This window comes from Mycolicibacterium elephantis DSM 44368, from assembly GCF_004014805.1.
In the GTDB taxonomy this organism is placed as follows: Bacteria; Actinomycetota; Actinomycetes; order Mycobacteriales; family Mycobacteriaceae; genus Mycobacterium; species Mycobacterium elephantis.
In genome coordinates, this window is record NZ_ATDN01000002.1 from 117,695 (window position 1) to 136,039 (window position 18,345).

16 protein-coding genes are annotated in these 18,345 nt (G+C 69.6%); 8 read left to right on the plus strand and 8 right to left on the minus strand.

The window, feature by feature from the left end; translation table 11 throughout:
* Nucleotides 1-117: 117 nt before the first annotated feature.
* From nhaA to MELE44368_RS03025, 3 genes are all read left to right on the plus strand, one after another.
* Nucleotides 118-1,446: a Na+/H+ antiporter NhaA gene (gene nhaA / locus MELE44368_RS03015; protein WP_241566454.1), complete on the plus strand. Its 1,329-nt coding sequence runs from the start codon at nt 118-120 to the stop codon at nt 1,444-1,446.
* 28 nt (nt 1,447-1,474) lie between these two features.
* A complete protein-coding gene (gene dxs / locus MELE44368_RS03020) occupies nt 1,475-3,385 on the plus strand; it encodes a 1-deoxy-D-xylulose-5-phosphate synthase (RefSeq protein ID WP_128107128.1) in 1,911 nt (636 codons plus the stop codon).
* Nucleotides 3,386-3,509: 124 nt separating this feature from the next.
* Nucleotides 3,510-5,252, plus strand: a complete 1,743-nt coding sequence (locus MELE44368_RS03025) for an amidohydrolase (RefSeq protein ID WP_128107129.1) — start codon at nt 3,510-3,512, stop codon at nt 5,250-5,252.
* Nucleotides 5,253-5,262: 10 nt separating this feature from the next.
* On the opposite strand, the gene MELE44368_RS03030 is transcribed toward MELE44368_RS03025, so the two are convergent.
* From MELE44368_RS03030 to MELE44368_RS03045, 4 genes are all read right to left on the minus strand, one after another.
* Nucleotides 5,263-6,519, minus strand: coding sequence for an HRDC domain-containing protein (locus MELE44368_RS03030; protein ID WP_128107188.1), 1,257 nt, complete (start codon nt 6,517-6,519; stop codon nt 5,263-5,265).
* A 2-nt stretch (nt 6,520-6,521) separates the two neighbouring features.
* Nucleotides 6,522-7,103, minus strand: coding sequence for a DUF3000 domain-containing protein (locus tag MELE44368_RS03035; RefSeq protein WP_128107130.1), 582 nt, complete (start codon nt 7,101-7,103; stop codon nt 6,522-6,524).
* 144 nt (nt 7,104-7,247) lie between these two features.
* On the minus strand, nt 7,248-7,904 hold the full coding sequence (locus MELE44368_RS03040) for a fasciclin domain-containing protein (RefSeq protein WP_128107131.1): 657 nt from the start codon (nt 7,902-7,904) through the stop codon (nt 7,248-7,250).
* 104 nt (nt 7,905-8,008) lie between these two features.
* Nucleotides 8,009-9,586 carry a molybdopterin-dependent oxidoreductase gene (locus MELE44368_RS03045; RefSeq protein WP_128107132.1) on the minus strand — a complete coding sequence of 526 codons (1,578 nt, stop codon included), beginning with the start codon at nt 9,584-9,586 and terminating at the stop codon, nt 8,009-8,011.
* Nucleotides 9,587-9,709: 123 nt separating this feature from the next.
* On the opposite strand from MELE44368_RS03045, the gene MELE44368_RS03050 reads away from it, so the two are divergent.
* The 5 genes from MELE44368_RS03050 to hemQ are packed head-to-tail and all read left to right on the plus strand — an operon-like array spanning nt 9,710 to nt 14,134.
* Nucleotides 9,710-10,255 (plus strand): sigma-70 family RNA polymerase sigma factor, encoded by a 546-nt coding sequence (locus tag MELE44368_RS03050; protein ID WP_409366093.1) that lies wholly within the window; start codon nt 9,710-9,712, stop codon nt 10,253-10,255.
* Nucleotides 10,252-10,953, plus strand: a complete 702-nt coding sequence (locus tag MELE44368_RS03055) for an anti-sigma factor (protein ID WP_128107134.1) — start codon at nt 10,252-10,254, stop codon at nt 10,951-10,953. The genes MELE44368_RS03050 and MELE44368_RS03055 overlap by 4 nt, the downstream gene beginning before the upstream one ends.
* Nucleotides 10,954-11,011: 58 nt before the next feature.
* Nucleotides 11,012-12,073, plus strand: a complete 1,062-nt coding sequence (hemE, locus tag MELE44368_RS03060) for a uroporphyrinogen decarboxylase (protein WP_128107135.1) — start codon at nt 11,012-11,014, stop codon at nt 12,071-12,073.
* On the plus strand, nt 12,070-13,434 hold the full coding sequence (locus MELE44368_RS03065) for a protoporphyrinogen oxidase (RefSeq protein WP_128107136.1): 1,365 nt from the start codon (nt 12,070-12,072) through the stop codon (nt 13,432-13,434). The genes hemE and MELE44368_RS03065 overlap by 4 nt, the downstream gene beginning before the upstream one ends.
* Nucleotides 13,435-13,438: 4 nt before the next feature.
* The gene (hemQ, locus tag MELE44368_RS03070) at nt 13,439-14,134 is read left to right on the plus strand and encodes a hydrogen peroxide-dependent heme synthase (RefSeq protein WP_128107137.1); all 696 of its coding nucleotides are present in this window, start codon (nt 13,439-13,441) and stop codon (nt 14,132-14,134) included.
* Between the two features lie 74 nt (nt 14,135-14,208).
* On the opposite strand, the gene msrB is transcribed toward hemQ, so the two are convergent.
* The 4 genes from msrB to MELE44368_RS03090 are packed head-to-tail and all read right to left on the minus strand — an operon-like array spanning nt 14,209 to nt 18,337.
* A complete protein-coding gene (gene msrB, locus MELE44368_RS03075) occupies nt 14,209-14,622 on the minus strand; it encodes a peptide-methionine (R)-S-oxide reductase MsrB (RefSeq protein ID WP_128107138.1) in 414 nt (137 codons plus the stop codon).
* A 26-nt stretch (nt 14,623-14,648) separates the two neighbouring features.
* Nucleotides 14,649-15,959 carry an arabinofuranan 3-O-arabinosyltransferase gene (gene aftC / locus MELE44368_RS03080; protein ID WP_128107139.1) on the minus strand — a complete coding sequence of 437 codons (1,311 nt, stop codon included), beginning with the start codon at nt 15,957-15,959 and terminating at the stop codon, nt 14,649-14,651.
* A 12-nt stretch (nt 15,960-15,971) separates the two neighbouring features.
* Entirely contained in the window at nt 15,972-17,537 is a 1,566-nt protein-coding gene (locus MELE44368_RS03085) for an alpha/beta fold hydrolase (protein WP_128107140.1), read from the minus strand.
* A gap of 26 nt (nt 17,538-17,563) precedes the next feature.
* A complete protein-coding gene (locus tag MELE44368_RS03090) occupies nt 17,564-18,337 on the minus strand; it encodes a pyrimidine reductase family protein (protein ID WP_128107141.1) in 774 nt (257 codons plus the stop codon).
* Nucleotides 18,338-18,345: the final 8 nt, after the last annotated feature.

Here is an 18,345-nt window from a genome sequence, read left to right on the forward strand (position 1 = left end):
ATTCAAGCCCACGTTGGCAATGAGCACCCCCGAATCCATGCAATAAAGTTGAGGCAGGTGTGCCGGGAAGTCTGGTCGGCGATCATTCGTTGACCCTCGCCACAGATCGGATTCGTCGTGACCGCCAACGCGCCCCACCGGCCCCCACGGCCGACGCTGCTCTCACGGGGTTCGTGGGCCGAGACCAAGCGCATCGCCTCGATCCTGCGTAAGGAAACGGTCGGCGGCGCGATCCTGCTGGTGGCCGCGGCCGTCGCCTTGATCTGGGCCAACTCGCCGTGGGCGGCGAGTTACTTCGCGCTCCGCGATTTCGAGATCGGCGGTGATCTCGTCGGGCTGCACCTGGACCTCACCGTGGGCACCTGGGCCGCCGATGGCCTGCTGGCGCTGTTCTTCTTCGTGGTCGGACTGGAGCTCAAGCGCGAGTTCGTGGCCGGTGACCTGCGTGATCCCACCCGCGCGGCGTTACCGATCGCCGCCGCCGTCGGCGGGATGGTGGTGCCGGCGCTGATCTTCGTCGCGGTGACCTTCCACGTGGGCGACGGCGTGACCCGAGGCTGGGCCATCCCCACCGCCACCGACATCGCGTTCGCGGTCGCCGTGCTGGCGGTCATCTCCACGCACCTGCCGTCGGCGCTGCGCACGTTCCTGTTGACCCTCGCGGTCGTCGACGACCTGCTCGCGGTGCTGGTGATCGCGGTGTTCTACACCGAAGAAATCAACTGGGCGCCGCTGCTCGGGGCGTTGGTGCCGCTGACCCTGTTCGGCGTGTGCGTGCAGCGCCGGATCCGGTCGTGGTGGCTGCTCATCCCGCTCGCGCTGGCGACTTGGGCGCTGATGCACGAATCGGGCATCCACGCCACCGTGGCCGGTGTGCTGCTGGGTTTCACGGTGCCCGTGAATCGCTCCGAGGCCGCCGGAGGGCCCGAGGCCGGGCCCGGTCTCGCCGAGCACTTCGAACATCGCCTGCGGCCGCTGTCGGCGGGTGTCGCGGTGCCGGTGTTCGCCTTCTTCGCCGCCGGCGTCGCGATCGGGGGCGTCGAGGGCCTCACTCGGGCGCTGGGCGACCCGATCACGCTGGGCATCGTGCTCGGTCTGGTGCTCGGCAAACCCGTCGGCATCTTCCTGACGACGCGAGTGCTGGCCGCGGTGAGTCGGGCCAACCTCGACGCCGCCATCCGCTGGATCGACGTGTTGGGGATCGGCATGCTGGCCGGCATCGGGTTCACCGTGTCGCTGCTCATCGGCGACCTCGCGTACGGCCTGGGTTCCGAACGTGACGAGTTCGTGAAGATCGGCGTCCTGACCGGGTCGGTGTGCGCCGCGCTGCTGGCTGCTGTCGTGCTGCGGCTGCGCAACCGGCAGTACCGCGCCATCCACGAGCTGGAAACCGCCGACGCCGACTACGACGGTGTGCCCGACATCTACCAGGCTCGACAGGACTGACGCCGATACCCCTGCGTACACTGACGGAATGCTTGAACAGATCCGCGGTCCCGCCGATCTGCAGCACCTGTCGCAATCGCAGCTAAGCGATTTGGCGCAGGAAATCCGGGATTTCCTGATCCACAAGGTGGCTGCGACCGGCGGGCATCTCGGCCCGAACCTCGGCGTGGTGGAGCTCACCCTGGCCCTGCACCGGGTGTTCGACTCGCCGCACGACCCCATCGTCTTCGACACCGGGCATCAGTCCTACGTGCACAAGATGCTGACCGGTCGGTGCCACGATTTCGAAACGCTGCGCAAGAAGGGCGGCCTGTCGGGCTATCCCTCGCGCGCCGAGAGCGAGCACGACTGGGTCGAGTCCAGCCACGCCAGCGCGGCACTGTCCTACGCCGACGGGCTGGCCAAGGCGTTCGAGCTGTCCGGCTACCGCAATCGGCGCGTCGTCGCCGTGGTCGGGGACGGCGCGCTCACCGGCGGGATGTGCTGGGAGGCGCTCAACAACATCGCCGCCGCCCAGCGCCCGATCGTGATCGTCGTCAACGACAACGGCCGCAGCTACGCGCCGACCATCGGCGGCTTCGCCGAACACCTGGCCAGGCTGCGGCTGCAACCCGGCTACGAGAAGGTGCTCGAGGAGGGCCGCAAGGCCGTCCGGCGCGTGCCGATCATCGGCGAGTTGTGCTACCAGGGCATGCACAGCATCAAGGCGGGCATCAAGGACGCGCTGTCGCCGCAGGTGATGTTCACCGACCTCGGCCTGAAGTACGTCGGCCCGATCGACGGCCACGACGAGCAGGCGGTGGAGAACGCGCTGCGCAGCGCGCGCGGCTTCAAGGCTCCCGTGATCGTGCACGTCGTCACCCGCAAGGGCATGGGATACGCGCCCGCGGAGAACGACGAGGCCGACCAGATGCACGCCTGCGGCGTCATCGATCCCGAGACCGGGCTGGCGACGTCGGTGTCGGGTCCCGGGTGGACGTCGGCGTTCTCCGACGCGCTGATCGGCTACGCCAGCCGGCGCCGCGACATCGTGGCCATCACCGCCGCGATGCCGGGCCCCACCGGGCTGACGCCGTTCCGGCAGCGCTTTCCGGACCGGTTCTTCGACGTCGGCATCGCCGAACAACACGCGATGACGTCGGCCGCCGGCCTGGCGATGGGCGGCATGCACCCGGTGGTGGCGATCTACTCGACGTTCCTCAACCGCGCGTTCGACCAGGTCATGATGGACGTCGCGCTGCACAAGCTGCCGGTGACGATGGTGCTGGACCGCTCCGGGATCACCGGGGCCGACGGCGCCAGCCACAACGGCATGTGGGACCTGTCGATGCTGGGCATCGTGCCCGGCATCCGGGTCGCCGCGCCGCGGGACGGCACCCGGCTGCGCGAGGAACTGGGTGAGGCGCTCGACGTCGACGACGGCCCCACCGCCATTCGGTTCCCCAAAGGCGATGTGGGCGAGGACATCCCGGCTCTCAAACGGCGTGACGGCGTGGACATCCTCGCGGTGCCCACCGACGGGCTGGCCGAGGATGTGCTGTTGGTGGCCGTCGGGCCGTTCGCGTCGATGGCGCTCACGGTTGCCGAGCTGCTGCGCAACCAGGGCATCGGGGTGACGGTGGTCGACCCGCGCTGGGTGCTGCCGGTGCCCGACGTCCTCGCCGAGCTGGCCCGCTCCCACAAACTGGTGGTCACCGTCGAGGACAACGGCGTGCGAGGCGGAATCGGCTCGGCGGTGTCGGCGGCGTTGCGCAACGCCGAGGTCGACGTGCCGTGTCGAGACCTCGGCTTGCCGCAGCAGTTCTTCGAGCAGGCCTCTCGCGGGGAGGTGCTGGCCGACGTCGGCCTGACCGACCGTGACATCGCCCGTCGGATCACCGGCTGGGTGGCCGCCCAGGGCGCCGCCGTGGCCGAGCGTGAGGTCAGCGAACAGAACTGAGCCCCTTCACTTTGGGCGCGAGCGTGCGTGTCTGAGGGCGACACACCGGGCAGATTCGCGAGTTTGCGCTCGCTCGTCGGCCCGCCGGGCAGCGCGATCTATTTACGCGAGCAACAATATAGGCGTGTGTCGCAACTGCATGCTCGTGACGGCGATCGGCCAGTACGTCGGTGAGGGGTCGGGCGCGCCGGCGGCATCACCGAACCCGCAGGGCAGCCCGGGCGCCATCGTCTTTCGTGGCGGGGCGGTGTACACCCTCGATCCGGCCCGGCCGTGGGCCGAGGCCGTCGCGGTGCGCGACGGGCGCATCGTCGCGGTCGGATCCGACGCCGACGTGGCCGACGCCGTCGGAGCCGATGCTCGCGTCGTCGAGCTGGCCGGACGGATGGTGCTTCCGGGTTTCATCGAGGCCCACATCCATCCGCTCGTCGGCTCGTTCTTCACGCCGGGCGTCGACCTGCAATTACCGTCACGGGACGACGCGCTGGCCGCTATCCGACGGCACGCCGAGGCCAATCCCGACGGGCCGGTGCGCGGATTCGGTTGGCGTGTCGACATGTTCGGCCCCGACGGGCCCCACCGCGCCGAGCTGGACGCCGTCGTCGGAGACCGCCCGGCGCTGATGTTCGCCATCGACGCCCACAGCGTGTGGGTCAACAGCAAGGCCCTCGAGGTCGCCGGCATCACCCGCGACACCCCCGACCCCGTGCCCGGGTTCAGCTACTACGTGCGCGACGCCGACGCTGAGCCGACCGGCTACGTGCTGGAGCTGCCCGCGGTGCTCGGGATCGTCGACGCGATCGAACCGATGACCAAGGACGTGCTGACTCGGCTGCTCGGCGAGTGGGCGCCACGGGCGGCGGCGGCCGGTATCACCGCGGTGTTCGACGCCGGCCTGCCGCCGGGAGCCGACGATCCCGCCGAGCTGGTCTCCGTGTACACCGACCTGGAAGCCCAAGGGCGGCTGCCGTTTCGCGTCGTCGCCTCACACATCGTCAAGGCACCGCCCGTCGACGACGCGGTGACACGGGCCGTCGCATTGCGGCACCGCTTCGACACCGCACTGGTCAAGGGCGGCGTCTTGAAGATCCTCGGCGACGGCACCGCCGAGGGCTACACCGCCCACCTGCTGCAGCCCTACGCGGATCGACCGGATTGCGTTGGCAGCTCACCATTTTCAGAGGAAGACTGGCAGCGGATGGTGGTGGAGGCCGACGCCGCGGGCATCGATGTGCACATCCACGCCATCGGCGACCGTACGGTGCGCACCGCGCTGGACGCCATCGAGGCGGCGGTCAAACAGAATCCGCCGCGCGACCGTCGGCACGCGATCGCGCATCTGGTGACGGTCGACCGGGCCGACGTACCGCGCTTTGGCGAGTTGAGCGTCATCGCGCAGTTCTCGGGCAACTGGATGTCGGCCGATGCCAGCACCGTCGACATCGCGCTCGAGCGTTACGGCCAGGAGCGCCAGCGCGAGTTCTTCCGGGTGCGTGCGCTGATCGACGCCGGTGCCACAGTGGCCTTCGGAACGGATTGGCCTGCAGCAGGATACTTTTCGACGTACAAGCCGCTCGACGCCATTCAGGTGGCGGTGACCCGGCAGCTCATCGGCCATCCCGATGCCGACCTGCTGGAGCCCATCGATCAGCGTCTCGACCTCGACCAGGCCCTGCACGCGGCGACGATGGGCCCGGCGCGCCACCTGCGTCTCGACGACGTCGTGGGCTCGCTGGAGGTGGGCAAGTGCGCCGACCTGGTGGTGTTGGGCCGCAACCTCTTCGACATCGATCCGCACGACATCGCGTCGACTCCGGTGGAGATGACGGTGATGAACGGGCGGATCACCCACGAGTCGACAGGGTAGAACTCGTCGGCTACGGGTTCTCGGTCAGCGCTTCGGCCAGGACCGGGACGACGAGACGGCGCTGCCAGGCCCGTGCCTCCGCGTCGCGCAGGAACGCGTCGATGACGGCCGCGGTGTCTTCGGGGTTCTCGGGAGGCTGCCAGTCCCAGCACAGCCGGCGCACCACCTCGGGGGTGAGCAGGTTCTCGCTGGGCACCGAGACCTGCTCGGACAGTTCGTTCAACGCGGCGCGCACCGCGTCCAGCCGGGCCGCGGCCTCGGGTTTGCGCCGGGCCCACCGCGACGCGGGCGGGGGGCCGTTGGACGGTTCCTGCGGGTCCGGCGGCTCCTTGGTGGCGCGTGCGCGGGCCAGCGCGTCCAGCCAGACCTGGGCGCTTCGGCGCTGACGCGGCCCGCCGAATATCGGTAAGGCGGTCAGCTTCTCGACGGTGTCGGGATCGGCGGTGGCGGCGTTGATGATCGCGGAGTCGGGCAGGATGCGTCCCGGCGCGATGTCGCGGCGCTGGGCGATGTGGTCACGGGCGATCCACAGTTCGCGCACAGCGGCGAGCGCGCGCGGGTCACGCACCTTGTGGATGCCCGACGTCCGCCGCCAGCGGTCCCGGCGGGTCGGTGCTGCCTCATACTTGCGGAGGTGCTCGAATTCCTCTGCGGCCCAATCGGTCTTGTGTTGTTCCTCGAGCACCGCGGCGATCGCGTCGCGCAGGTCAAGTAGCACCTCGACGTCCAGCGCGGCGTAGTTCAGCCACTCGGGTGGCAGCGGCCGTTTGGACCAGTCGGCCGCGCCGTGGCCCTTTTTCAGATGCAGGTGCAGCAGTCGCTGCACCATCGCGGCGAGGTTCACCTTCTCGAACCCGGCCAGCCGACCAGCCAGCTCCGTGTCGTACAGCGCAGGGGGTCTCATGCCGAGCTCGGCGAGACAGGGCAGGTCCTGATCGGCCGCGTGCAGCACCCACTCGTCGGTGGTGAGCACCTCGGCCACCGGCGCCAGCGTGGCAACCGGGTCGCCGCCGTGGTTGACCGGGTCGATGAGCACGGTTCCCGCTCCGGCGCGACGGATCTGCACCAAGTACGCGCGGTTGGAGTACCGAAAGCCCGACGCCCGCTCGGCGTCCACCGCGAACGGTCCGGTGCCGGAATCCAAAAGCTCAGCGGCCCTGCCGATTTCGCTGCGGCTGGCGGCCAGTTCGGGCACCCTGTCACGCGGGGCCAGCAGCGGTGTGGCTTCCTGCTCCTGTTCGGCGTCGGCCTCTTGCGGCTCCGTCATCGTCACGCGCGGGTGCGTGAGTTCAGATCGGTCACCCCCGCCGGTGGTAGGCCGGCGGCGTGCTCGAGTACCTCACAGAACGCTTCGACATGCGGCCCCAGGTCCAGGCTGGTCGCGGTCCACGACGCCCGCAGTTCGAGCTGATGGGCGCGCGGCGGACCGGAGATGTCGCCGTACCGCACCGACGTGGTCGCGGTGACCGTGCCGCCCAGCGCGGTGACGTGCCCCTCGCGCGCCGACAACGCGTCGACCAGCCAACTCCACGCCACCTCCGGCAGCAGCGGGTCCACCGCCTCGCTGGAGTCCAGGTCGGCCTGGATGTAGGCGACCAGCCGCATCGTGCCGTCCCAGGCGTCGGCGCCCTCGGGGTCGTGCAGCAGGATCAGCCGTCCGAACGCGTCGCCCTCCGAGCGTTCGGGCACGATCGCGGTCTCGGGATGGCGGACCTCCGCGCCCAGCGCATAACTGAACGGCGCCAGCCGTTGAGGCGGGCGGATCGGGCCGAGCTCGATTTCCTCACGCACGGTGGTGGCGTTCATTGCCGCCACCGCTTCGCGGAACTGGGCCGGTTCGGCGGTGGTCATTTTCTCGACGCTAGCCCATTTGGCTTGGTGTGTGCGCAGGCGCGCCGATCTTGACCGGCAGTGGCGGCCGCGTCAACGGACGCACAGGGGTGCGACGGCCTGTTCTCCCTGGTCAGCAGGCCGCCGCACCGGATCTGCGCACGGTCAGCGTGCCGGGGGCATCAGCACCGTGTCGATCATGTACACCTGGGCGTTCGCCGTGTCGACACCGCCGCAGACCACGCCGGCGTCGTTGACCCGCAGGTCGTCACCGGAGCCCGTGACGGTCACGTCCGCGCCTTGCACGGTGGGATGTGTGCCGACCACCTGGTCGGGCGTCGCCTGGCCGGGCACCACGTGATAGGTGAGGATGCTCGTCAGCAGGTCCGCGTCGGTCTTGAGCGTCTCCACCGTTTGTGGGGGCAGCTTGGCGAAGGCCGCGTCGGTGGGGGCGAAGACCGTGAACTCGGCGCCGTTGAGGGTGTCGACGAGGTTCACGTTCGGGTTGAGCTGCCCGGACACCGCCTGCGTGAGCGTCTGGAGTATCGGGTTGTTGGACGCCGCGACGGTCACCGGGTCCATGGCCATGCCCTCGACCGAACCGGGACCGGTGGGCACCTGCTGTGCGTAACCGGCGCAGTCGGGCCCGACCAGGTTGGCGGCCGGTTCGACCGCGACCGGCGCGGCAGCCGACGTCGTCGGTTCGGCGGGGCCCGGAGAAGCCATCTCCGAGGTGCTGTTGTCGCTGCATCCCGACAGTGCCAGAACCGCGGCCACCGATAAACCCGCGATCGCAGCGGTGCCGTAGTGGACATTGCGCATGGCATTACTCCCTTGTGTCAGACGGCCTTCCCGCCGTCGGTGAAATCGATCAACAGTGATTCGGAGCGGATGCGCATTCGGATGGGTCGTTGCGCCAAGAGATTTCAGACAACGGTGAAGACGATCGAGTGCCAGCCGGTCGCGCCGTCGGGCGTGGGCCCGGGGGTGATCACCCCGAGGCGCTCTTCGGCCTGCATGTTGTCCTCGGCGTCGACAGCACGGCACGCCACCTTGTGTTGTCCTGGCGTCAGAGCCTTGGCGAGCCGAAACATCCGCCACGTGTTGGGATTTACCGCGACGCCCAGCTCGGCAGGCTCCCATTCGCCGTCGTCGAAGCGCACCTCTACTCGCTTGATCCCTCGGCCCTGCGCCCACGCCGTACCCGCAACGGTGACGTCGGCCCCGGGCACTTTCTGGAACGCGCCGGGCGCGTCGATGCGCGACGAGAGCTTGATCGGTGCGACGCCGGGAGGCTGCCCGTCCCAGCCGCGTCGGACCCAGTACGGCTTGACGTCGTAGGTCGCCAGCTCGAGCTCGGTGACCCACTTGGTCGCCGACACATAGCCGTACAGCCCGGGAACGACGGTGCGCATCGGAAAACCGTGCTCGGGCAACAGCGGCTCCCGGTTCATGCCGATCACCAACAGGGCGCCGTCGGCGTCGCGAATCGCCTGCAGCGGGGTGCCCACGGTGAACCCGTCGACCGAATGCCCGACCATCTGCGTCGCACCGGGCTGCACGCCTGCCTGGTCGAGCAGCGTGATCAACGGCACGCCAACGAAATTCGCCGTCGACACGTAGGGGCCACCGACCGGATTGGACACGCACGTCAACGTGATGGTCTTCTCGACCAGCGGCATGCTCCGGATCTCTTCGAACGTGAACGACATCGGCCGGTCGACCATCCCGGTGATGGCCAGCACGGCGTCCTCGGCGCGCAGCCGCGGCACGGCCAGGTTGATGTCGATGCGATAGAAGTCGGCGATCGGTGTGATGAAGTGCGGTGTGCCCAACTCGGGAAACGCCGCACCGCGCGGGATGGGTGGGGCGGGCACCGCGGGGACGAGAGCCCCGATCGCACGGCGCGACGCCTCCACACCGCTGCGACCGGCAAGGGCGAACCCGCCCGCGCCGGTGACCGCCGTGCCGGCCGCCACGCCCAGCGCGCCGACGAGAAACCGGCGTCGCTGAAACGGTCGGAGCAGGGGAGAGGCGGCGCCGTCGGCCTCGTCGGCGCCGGGTACCCGGGCCCGCCGCAGCAGCCACCCCAACACGGCGAGACCGGCCAGCAGCGCGGCGACGGGCGCAAGCAGCCCGAGTCGGCGACTCGACTGTTCGTATACGGCCGCACCGCCGACCGCGCCCAGCACGCCGACGGCCGCCAACCCGATCGAAGGGGCTCGGCGGGCGATCAGCCCGATGGCGGCACCCGCCAGCACCAGCATGACCGCCATCCCGATCAGCAGGGCGGCCTTGTCGTTGGTGCCGAAGCGTGCGATCGCGAAGTCCTTGACCGGCGCGGGCGTGCGATCGATGGCGGCGTTGCCGACGGCGAGAAACGGCGAGGCGTCCGCAACCCGCAACACCCCGGCCGCCAGATGGCCGACCGCGAGCGCAGCGCCGACCGCCAGCACCCCGCTGGTAGCGGCCGCACCGACACCGACACGCGAAACCCTCGCCATGTCGGGTATTCGTCGCCGGTCGCGGTGTGGATGGAACCGGCCCGCGATCGGCTCCGAATAACAGGTGTGCAAACGGATGCGTTGGTGACTACGGCCCCGCCACCAGTGGCTAAGCTTCCGACCGTGGCCGTTGACCTCGGCGAACTGCTGCGCCGGGTGGCGCGGCAGGACGACGACGCGTTCGCGGCCTTCTACGATCTGACCCGGGCCCGGGTGTTCGGGCTTGTCGCCAGGGTGCTGCGCGACACCGGATACAGCGAGGAGACCCTGCAGGAGATCTACCTGCAGGTCTGGCGCAGCGCGGACAGCTATGACCCCACCTCCGGCTCGCCGCTGGCGTGGCTGATGACGTTGGCGCACCGCCGCGCGGTCGACCGGGTGCGCTCCGAACAGGCCGGCAGCCAACGCGAATCCCGTTACGGGGCAGCCAATGTCGAGGTCCCGTCGGATTCCGTTGCCGATTCGGTTATTTCGAGTGAGGAGCGACGCCAGGTCGCCGACTGTCTCGGCTCGCTGACCGACGCGCAACGTGAGTGCATTCAGCTCGCCTACTACGAGGGGCTGACCTACGCTCAAGTGTCCGAACGATTGTCGGCGAACCTCGCGACGATCAAATCGCGGATGCGTGACGCCATCCGCGGCCTTCGTAAGTGCCTGGGGATCGCATGACCGAGCCGACCGACGAGCTGATCGCCCTCGCGACGCCGTATGCGCTGCACGCGATGTCCGATGCCGAGATCGCCGACGTCGAGCGCCGGGTGGCTGCCGCGCCCGCGGACGTCGCCAAGGCCTTCGCCGACGAAGTCCGCGCGGTGCGCGAGACGACGGCGGCGATGTCGGCGGTCACCGCCGTCGAGCCGCCGGATCACCTGCGCGAGAGCGTGCTTGCCGGTGTCGCCGCCGAGCCGGTCCGCCTGCCACCCCGCAGGAGACGTTGGCAGACCGCGCTGCTGGTCGCCGCTGCGGTGGTGGCGATCGGGCTCGGTGCGCTCGGCGTCGGCCTGGCACTGCGGCCCGCGGCCACGCCGTCGACCATCGAGCAGGTGTTCGCCGCTCCCGACGTGCGCACGGTGTCTGGGCCGGTTCCGACCGGCGGCACCGCGACCGTCGTGTTCTCGCGCGAGCGCAACGCGGGGGTGCTGGTGATGAACAACGTGGCGCCACCTGCGCCGGACACGGTGTACCAGATGTGGCTGATCGACGACGACGGCCCGCATCCCGCCGGCACCATGGACACCGTCGCACCGTCCACGACAGCGGTTATTTCCGACCTCGGCGCGTCGCAGACCTTGGCGTTCACGGTGGAACCGCCCGGCGGGTCGCCGCAACCGACCACACCACCGTTCGCGGAATTGCCGCTGAGCTAGGGCCCGCGCCGTCGCGCAATTGGGGTCCGGACCCGCCCTCATGGCAGCATTGAGGGCGATGACTACCCGCCGTAAGCTGCCCGAGTCGCCGTATCTGGCTGCCGTGTCCGGCCGCAAACCGAGCCGTGTGCCCGTGTGGTTCATGCGGCAGGCGGGCCGTTCGCTGCCCGAGTACCGGGCGTTGCGGGCGAAGAACACCATGATGCAGGCCTGCTTCGACACCGAGCTGATCACCGAGATCACGCTGCAGCCGGTGCGCAGGCACGGCGTGGACGCCGCGATCCTGTTCTCCGACATCGTGGTGCCCTTGCGCGCGGCGGGCATCGCATTGGACATCGTGCCCGACGTCGGCCCGGTGATCGATCACCCGATCCGCACGATCTCCGACGTCCACGCGATGAAACCGCTTGACCCGCAACAGATCACCGCGATCACCGACGCGGTGAAGCTGCTGGTCGAAGAACTCGGTGACGTGCCGCTGATCGGATTCGCCGGCGCCCCGTTCACGCTGGCCTCCTACCTCATCGAGGGCGGGCCGAGCCGCCAGCACGAACACACCAAGGCGATGATGCTCGGCGAAACCGAGGTCTGGCACGCCCTGATGACCGCGTTGACGGACCTCACCATCGCGTTCCTGCAGGCCCAGGTCAGCGCGGGCGTGGACGCCATCCAGGTGTTCGACTCATGGGCCGGCACGCTGTCGCTGTCCGACTACCGCAGCTATGTGCTGCCACACAGCACCCGGGTGTTCGCCACGCTGGCCGACGCCGGCGTGCCGATGACTCATTTCGGGGTGGGCACCGCCGAGCTGCTGGGCGCCATGTCCGAGGCCGTCTCACACGGCGCACCGGCCGTCGTCGGCGTCGACTGGCGCACCTCGCTGACCGACGCCGCCGCCCGCGTGCAGCCGGGCACGGCGCTTCAGGGCAACCTCGACCCGGTGGTGATGCTGACGGGCTGGCCGGTGGTCGAGCGGGCGGTGCGCGCCGTCGTCGAGGACGGCCGCCGCGCGGTCGACGCCGGCGCCGCCGGTCACGTGTTCAACCTCGGCCACGGTGTGCTGCCCGCCACCGACCCGACGGTGATCACCGACGTGGTGGATCTGGTGCACACGCTGTGAGCCGGTCGTATTGCGTTGTCGGCGGCGGTATTTCGGGCCTGGTCGCGGCATACCGGCTACGGGTCGCGGCGGGGCCGCACGCGGCGATAACGCTGTTCGACCCGGCCGACCGGCTGGGCGGGATACTGCGCACCGAGCGAATCGGCGGGCAGCCGATGGACGTCGGCGCGGAGGCGTTCGTGGCGCGGCGGCCGGAGGTGCCCGCGCTGCTGGCCGAGCTGGGGTTGGCCGACCGGCAGATCGGCACCACCGGGGTGCGGCCGCTGGTCTACAGCCAGGCCCGCCTGCACCCGCTGCCGTCCGACACCCTGCAGGGCATTCCGACCCACCCGTCGGCGTTGGCCGGTCTTGTCGACGACGCCGCCCTGGCCCGCATCGCCGACGAACGCACCCGCCCGCTGCGCTGGCGCGCCGGCGACGATCCCTCGGTCGCCGAGCTCGTCGGGAGCCGGTTCGGCGACCAGGTGCTGACCCGCTCGGTCGAACCGCTGCTGAGCGGGGTGTATGCGGGCTCGGCGGCCACCATCGGGGTCCGTTCCGCGTTTCCGGCGCTGGTCGCGGCGCTGGATCGGGGTGCGCGCAGCCTGACCGACGCGGCGTGCGAGGCGCTGGCGGCGTCGACGGTGCCGCGCGGCGCCCTGGTCTTCGGCGCCGTGGAGGGCGGCTACACGGTGCTGGTCGACGAGCTCGTCCGCCAGGCGAATGTGCACTGGCTACAGGTCAGTGCGGAAGCGGTGCAGCGGTCACCGCACGGCTGGGAAGTGGTCGACGACGAAGGAACGCGGCATCACGCCGACGCGGTCGTGCTCGCGGTGCCCGCACCGCGGTTGGCGCATCTCGTCGCCGAGGTCGCGCCGCGCACCGCCGCCGCGGCACGGCGCATCGGGGTGGCGTCGACGGCGATCGTGGCGCTGGCCCTGCCGGGCGGCACGCCGCTTCCGCAGCACTCTGGGGTGCTGGTCGCCAGCGGAGAACGACTGCGCGCCAAGGCGGTCACGCTGTCGACCCGCAAATGGGGACCGCGGGGAAACGTCGAACTGGTGCGGCTGTCGTACGGCCGGTTCGGCGACGATCTGGCCCGCAGCGTCGGCGACGAGGAACTGCTGGAGTGGTCGGCACTGGACCTGCACACGCTGTTCGGCATCCGCGTGGATCCGGTGGATCACCGCGTGCAGCGGTGGATCGACGCGATGCCGCAGTACGGACCCGGGCACCTCGACCTGATCGCGGACCTGCGGGCGGGTTTGCCGCCGGGGCTGGCGGTGGCGGGCGGCTACCTCGACGGCATCGGTGTGCCCGCCTGTGTGGCGGCCGCCACCAGGGCGGCGGCGTCGCTGCTCACCCCGCGCGTGGCACGATAGGGGTATGACCAAGCTCGATTACGACGCACTCAACTCCATCCTCCGCTACCTGATGTTTTCGGTGTTCTCGGTGAAACCGGGGGCGCTCGGAGAAGAGCGTGCGGGCGTGATCGACGAGTTCTCGACGTTCCTCAAACAGCAGGAGGAGCGCGGCGTCGTGGTGCGAGGCGTCTACGACATCGCCGGCATGCGCGCCGACGCCGATTTCATGTTCTGGACGCACGCCGACAACGTCGAGGCGCTGCAGGCCACCTACTCGGATTTCCGCCGCACCACGACGTTGGGGCGGGCCAGCACGCCGGTGTGGAGCAACGTCGCGCTGCATCGCCCCGCCGAGTTCAACAAGAGCCACATTCCGGCGTTTCTGGCCGGCGAGGAACCCGGCAACTACATCTGCGTGTACCCGTTCGTCCGGTCCTACGAGTGGTACGTGCTGCCCGACGAGGAACGCAAGCGGATGCTGGCCGAGCACGGCATGGCCGCGCGTGGCTACAAGGAGGTGCGGGCCAACACGGTGCCGGCGTTCGCGCTGGGCGACTACGAGTGGATCCTGGCGTTCGAGGCGCCGGAGCTGCACCGCATCGTCGATCTGATGCGCGATCTGCGCGCCACCGACGCGCGTCTGCATGTGCGCAAGGAGACGCCGTTCTTCACCGGCCCGCGGGTCAGCCCGGAGCAGCTGATCGCCGCTCTGCCGTAACCAGCTTCTCTACGCCGAAATAGCGTTCCGGGTCGTTCCGGCCGCGCAATCGCGACCGTGGCGTCACGCTCGCGTCAGGTCTTGGGCACCAGCCGCAGCGAGATCGAGTTGATGCAGTACCGCTTGTCGGTGGGGGTGGGGTAGCCCTCGCCCTCGAACACGTGGCCCAGATGGCTGTGGCAGTTGGCGCAGATCACCTCGACGCGGCGCATGCCCAGCGAGTTGTCCGGCCGCAGGATCACCGCGTCGGAGTCGGCCGGGTCGAAGAACGACGGCCAGCCGCAGTGCGACTCGAACTTCTCGGTGCTACGGAACAGTTCGGCGCCGCAGGCCCGGCACGCGTAGACCCCTTCGGTCTTGGTGTCGGTGTACTCGCCGGTGAACGGTCGCTCGGTGCCGGCCTCACGAAGCACGTGAAACTCTTCCGGCGTGAGCTTCTTGCGCCACTCGTCGTCGGTGAGCTGCAGTTTGGGAGCCGGTGTGGTCATAGCTCCACGTTAGCGTTTTCGGCGCGCTAACCGTCGCCGGGCGTGGATGCGCGCGCCGACATCGCGGGCTCGCGAAGCTCCTTCATCCACGGCGGGTCGATGCCGTCGTCGAGTCGATCCTCGTCCTTGGCGTCGAGGTAGCGGAACAGCAGCACGCAGAACACCACCACCATCACCAGCGACCAGCCGTAGGTGATCTTCAGGTACTCCAACGCGCGACCCGTCGTGGGCCAGTGGCCCAGCAGCCAGCGGTCCATCGTCATGAACCCGTAGATGCCCAGCCACGCCGGCCAGTTGCGCAGCACCGAGTTCGGCAGCACCACCGTCATCAGGAACGGGAACAGCATCATCGAGTAGTAGCCCTGTCCCAGCGACAGCACCAGCCACGACGTGGTGAGCAGCACGCCAGAGGAAGTCAGCATCCAGAACATCTGGTCGCGGGTGCTGTAATAGCGGTACAGCAGCCACAGGCTGATCGCGCCCAACACCACAAAGGTGATGCGCAGCAACATGATCAGCCACATCGGCAGCCCGTAGTACACCCCGTTGCCCAGGATCGAGCTGTTGAAGTAGTCGCGGGTGGACATGATGTAGGGCAGCGTGCGGGTGACGAAGTTCATCGGGTCGCTGATCAACGGCCACGCCGCGAGGTTGAACACCACCGGCACCGCGAACGCCGTCACCAACGACCGCCACTGCCTGTTCACGAGCGGCAGCAACAGCAGCGGCGCCAGTAGGGGTTTGACCACCAGCGTCAACCCGATCGCGACGCCGGCCCACCACTCGTGGCTTCGCACCCCGTCGAGCAGCCACCGGAAGAACAGCACCTCCAACAGCAGCAGAACCCCGTTGATGTTGCCGAAAACCAGGGTGTTGGTGACGCTTTCGGTGCAGAACATCGCCAGCAGCAGTGCGGGCGCGGCCACCGAGGCCAGCGTGAACTTGAACAGCCGCAGCAGAAAGTAGGCCGCCAGCACGATCGCCAGCGTGTTGAAGAAGATGAACCAGTACCGCGAGGCCTCAACCGGCAAATAGCCGAACGGCGCCATGATCAGCGTGCCGCCCGGCGGATACAGGTAGTGCGGGTCGACGTGGTGGAACTGCGCGTTGTAGATGTCCTGGCCCATCTTGAAGGCCACCACCGCGCGGTAGACCGGCCCGAAGTCGTCGGTGATGTAACCGTTGGTGGCCAATACGTAACTGCGGTGGATCACCGCCATGATCGCGATCGGCCACAGGACCGAGCGCAACACGGACGCCGTGCTCGGCGGAGAGGTGCGAGGACGGAAAGCGGCCAGGACAAGATCACGCACGAGCGCACCGTACACCGAGGCCATCGGCGCGAGCGGTCAGGCCGGGCAGAACGTGTCGGTCTCGGGCAGGTTGCCGGTGTCCAGATAACCGATCACCGGTGGCAGCGCGCACGGCGAATAGATCGACGCGCCGTGCCCGATGCCCTGCCACATCACCCGCCGGTTGGGCGATCCCGCGTTGATCGCCGTGGCCGCGACCGCCGCGACGCCCTCGTTGCCGACGATCGGGTCGTTCTGGGTGCCGAGCAGCAGCACGGGGATCTTGAGGTTCTTGGGCTCCTCGGGCGCCGAGCCGCTGGGCCAGCTCAGGCACTGCACGAGTTCGAGGGCGCCCACCCGGCCGAACTGCGGGTACAGCTTGTCCCACTCCACGACCAGTTCGCGGACCCGATCAGGTGTCGGGCGGCTGAGCGAGTCGCTGCAGCGGTTGACGAACTGACCGTCGGTGTCGCGCAACGTCTCGGCACGGTCGATCAGGGCAGACATCGGCCCGGGGTCGCCGTCGCGGGCCGCGGCCACCGCCGAACCCAGCGCGTTGGTGGCGTCCACCCGGTCGCCGCGCGGATAGGCCAGCGCGGTGGAGATCGCGTTGGCGACCGCCGCGACGGACGCTCCGGCCGGTCCGCGTCCCTCACGCGCGTCGTCGAGAAGCGCGTCGACGGCGGCCTTCGGGTCCGGCGCCAGCGGGCAGTTGGCCGCCGCGCATTGCGCCGCCCATGCGTCGAGCGCGGCCTGTTCGCCCTTGACGCGTTGCTCCATCGCGGCCTCGGCGGCGATGCCCAGCGGCAAGGGGGAGTCCAGCACCAGCCGGCCGACCTTGTTGGGATGGCTTCCGGCGTAGGCCAGCGCCACCTGGGCGCCGTTGCCGATGCCGAGCAGCGCCAGCGTCGGCACGTCCCACGTGGAGCGCAGCCGCTCCAGGTCTTCGGCGGCGTGGGCGTTGGAGTACGCCGAGTCGCCGGGGGCGATGGAGTCGGTGCAGTTGGTCGTGGCCTGCTGGACGATCTCGCGCAGGTTGGCGACCGGGTCGTCGCCCGACTGGAACTGCGCCTGATCGGCCATCTGCTGGCGGTCGAACAGGTCACGGCATTCCAACGGGCTCCACATGCCGATGCCGCGACGGTCGACGGCCACGATCGGGTGGCTCTTGAGCAGGTCGGTGCCCGACCGCGCCAGCCAGACCGGCAACTGGTGCGACGACGGCAGGTTCGTGCCCGTGGTCATCACCAGCGGGCCTGCGTCCTCAGGGGTTTCCGGGCTGCGGGCGCGTACCACCCCGATGCTCACCGTGCCCGCCGCGCCGTTGATCGGGTCCAGGTCGGCGTCGTAGCTTGCGCAGTCCAGCGTGACCCCGGGGACCGCCGGAACCCCGGCTTCGCTGAACACCCGCGAGGTGCACTCACGCCACGTCAACTCGTTCTTCGGGGCCTCGATCGGCGGCGGACCCGCGGGCGCCTCGGTGGTTTCGGGCTGGCCCTGCGGACCGGCGCCGGAATCGGTGGCGAAGCGCGGGTTGGCGGCCAGCCCGGGGGAACAACCGGCGATGACCGCCGCGACGGTAGCCAGGCTCAGGGTCCCGACCAGCTGTTTACGCCGATGCATGCCGACCACAGTACTGACGCGGGCGCTCAGTCCGCCCGCACGTAGCGCGTGTAGAGGTAGCCCGCGTCGTCGCAGAGCAGGTGCGCCGGGCGCATGCGGGTGCGCACCTCCCCGGGTGCGGTGACGATGCGCGGGGCCGGCCCGCCGACCAGCATCGGCGCCACCGTCAGGCAGAGCTCGTCGAGCAGGTCGTTCTCGACGAACATGCCCAGGACCTGCGGCCCGCCTTCGCTGAGCACCCGGTACAGCCCGCGGTCGGCCAGGGTTTTCAGCAGCGTGGCGGGGTCGACGCGATCGGTGTGCGGTCCGGATGTGTTGATCACCTCGGCGACCGCGCTCAACCTACCTCGGGTCTTCTGGTAGGCGTCGGCGCAGGTGAGGATCAGCGGGGGGACGTCGGTGCGGGTGAAGAAGCGGGCGTCGGGGTCGAGGTTGCCGGATCGGGTGACGACGGCGATCGGCGGCACCTCGGCCTGGCCGCGGCGCTGCCGGGCGCCGCGGTGCGCGACGGGCACTTGCACGCCGGAGTAGTTCTCGACGCGTACGGTGGCCGCGCCGACGACGACGACGTCGGCCGCGTAGCGCATCAACCGGAACAGCACGCGATCGCCGGCGTCGGCCATTCCGCCGGCTTTGCCGTCGGCGGTGGCGGCGCCGTCGATGCTGGCGATCATGTTGCCGCGCACCCAGCAGCGCTGCAGATCGTCGCGATAGGCGTAGAAGTCGGACACCCGGCCGTCGTCGACGCTGTCGGTGGGTCCCAGGACGCTGAACTGCACGCCCGCGGCGGTATCGGACATGAACACGA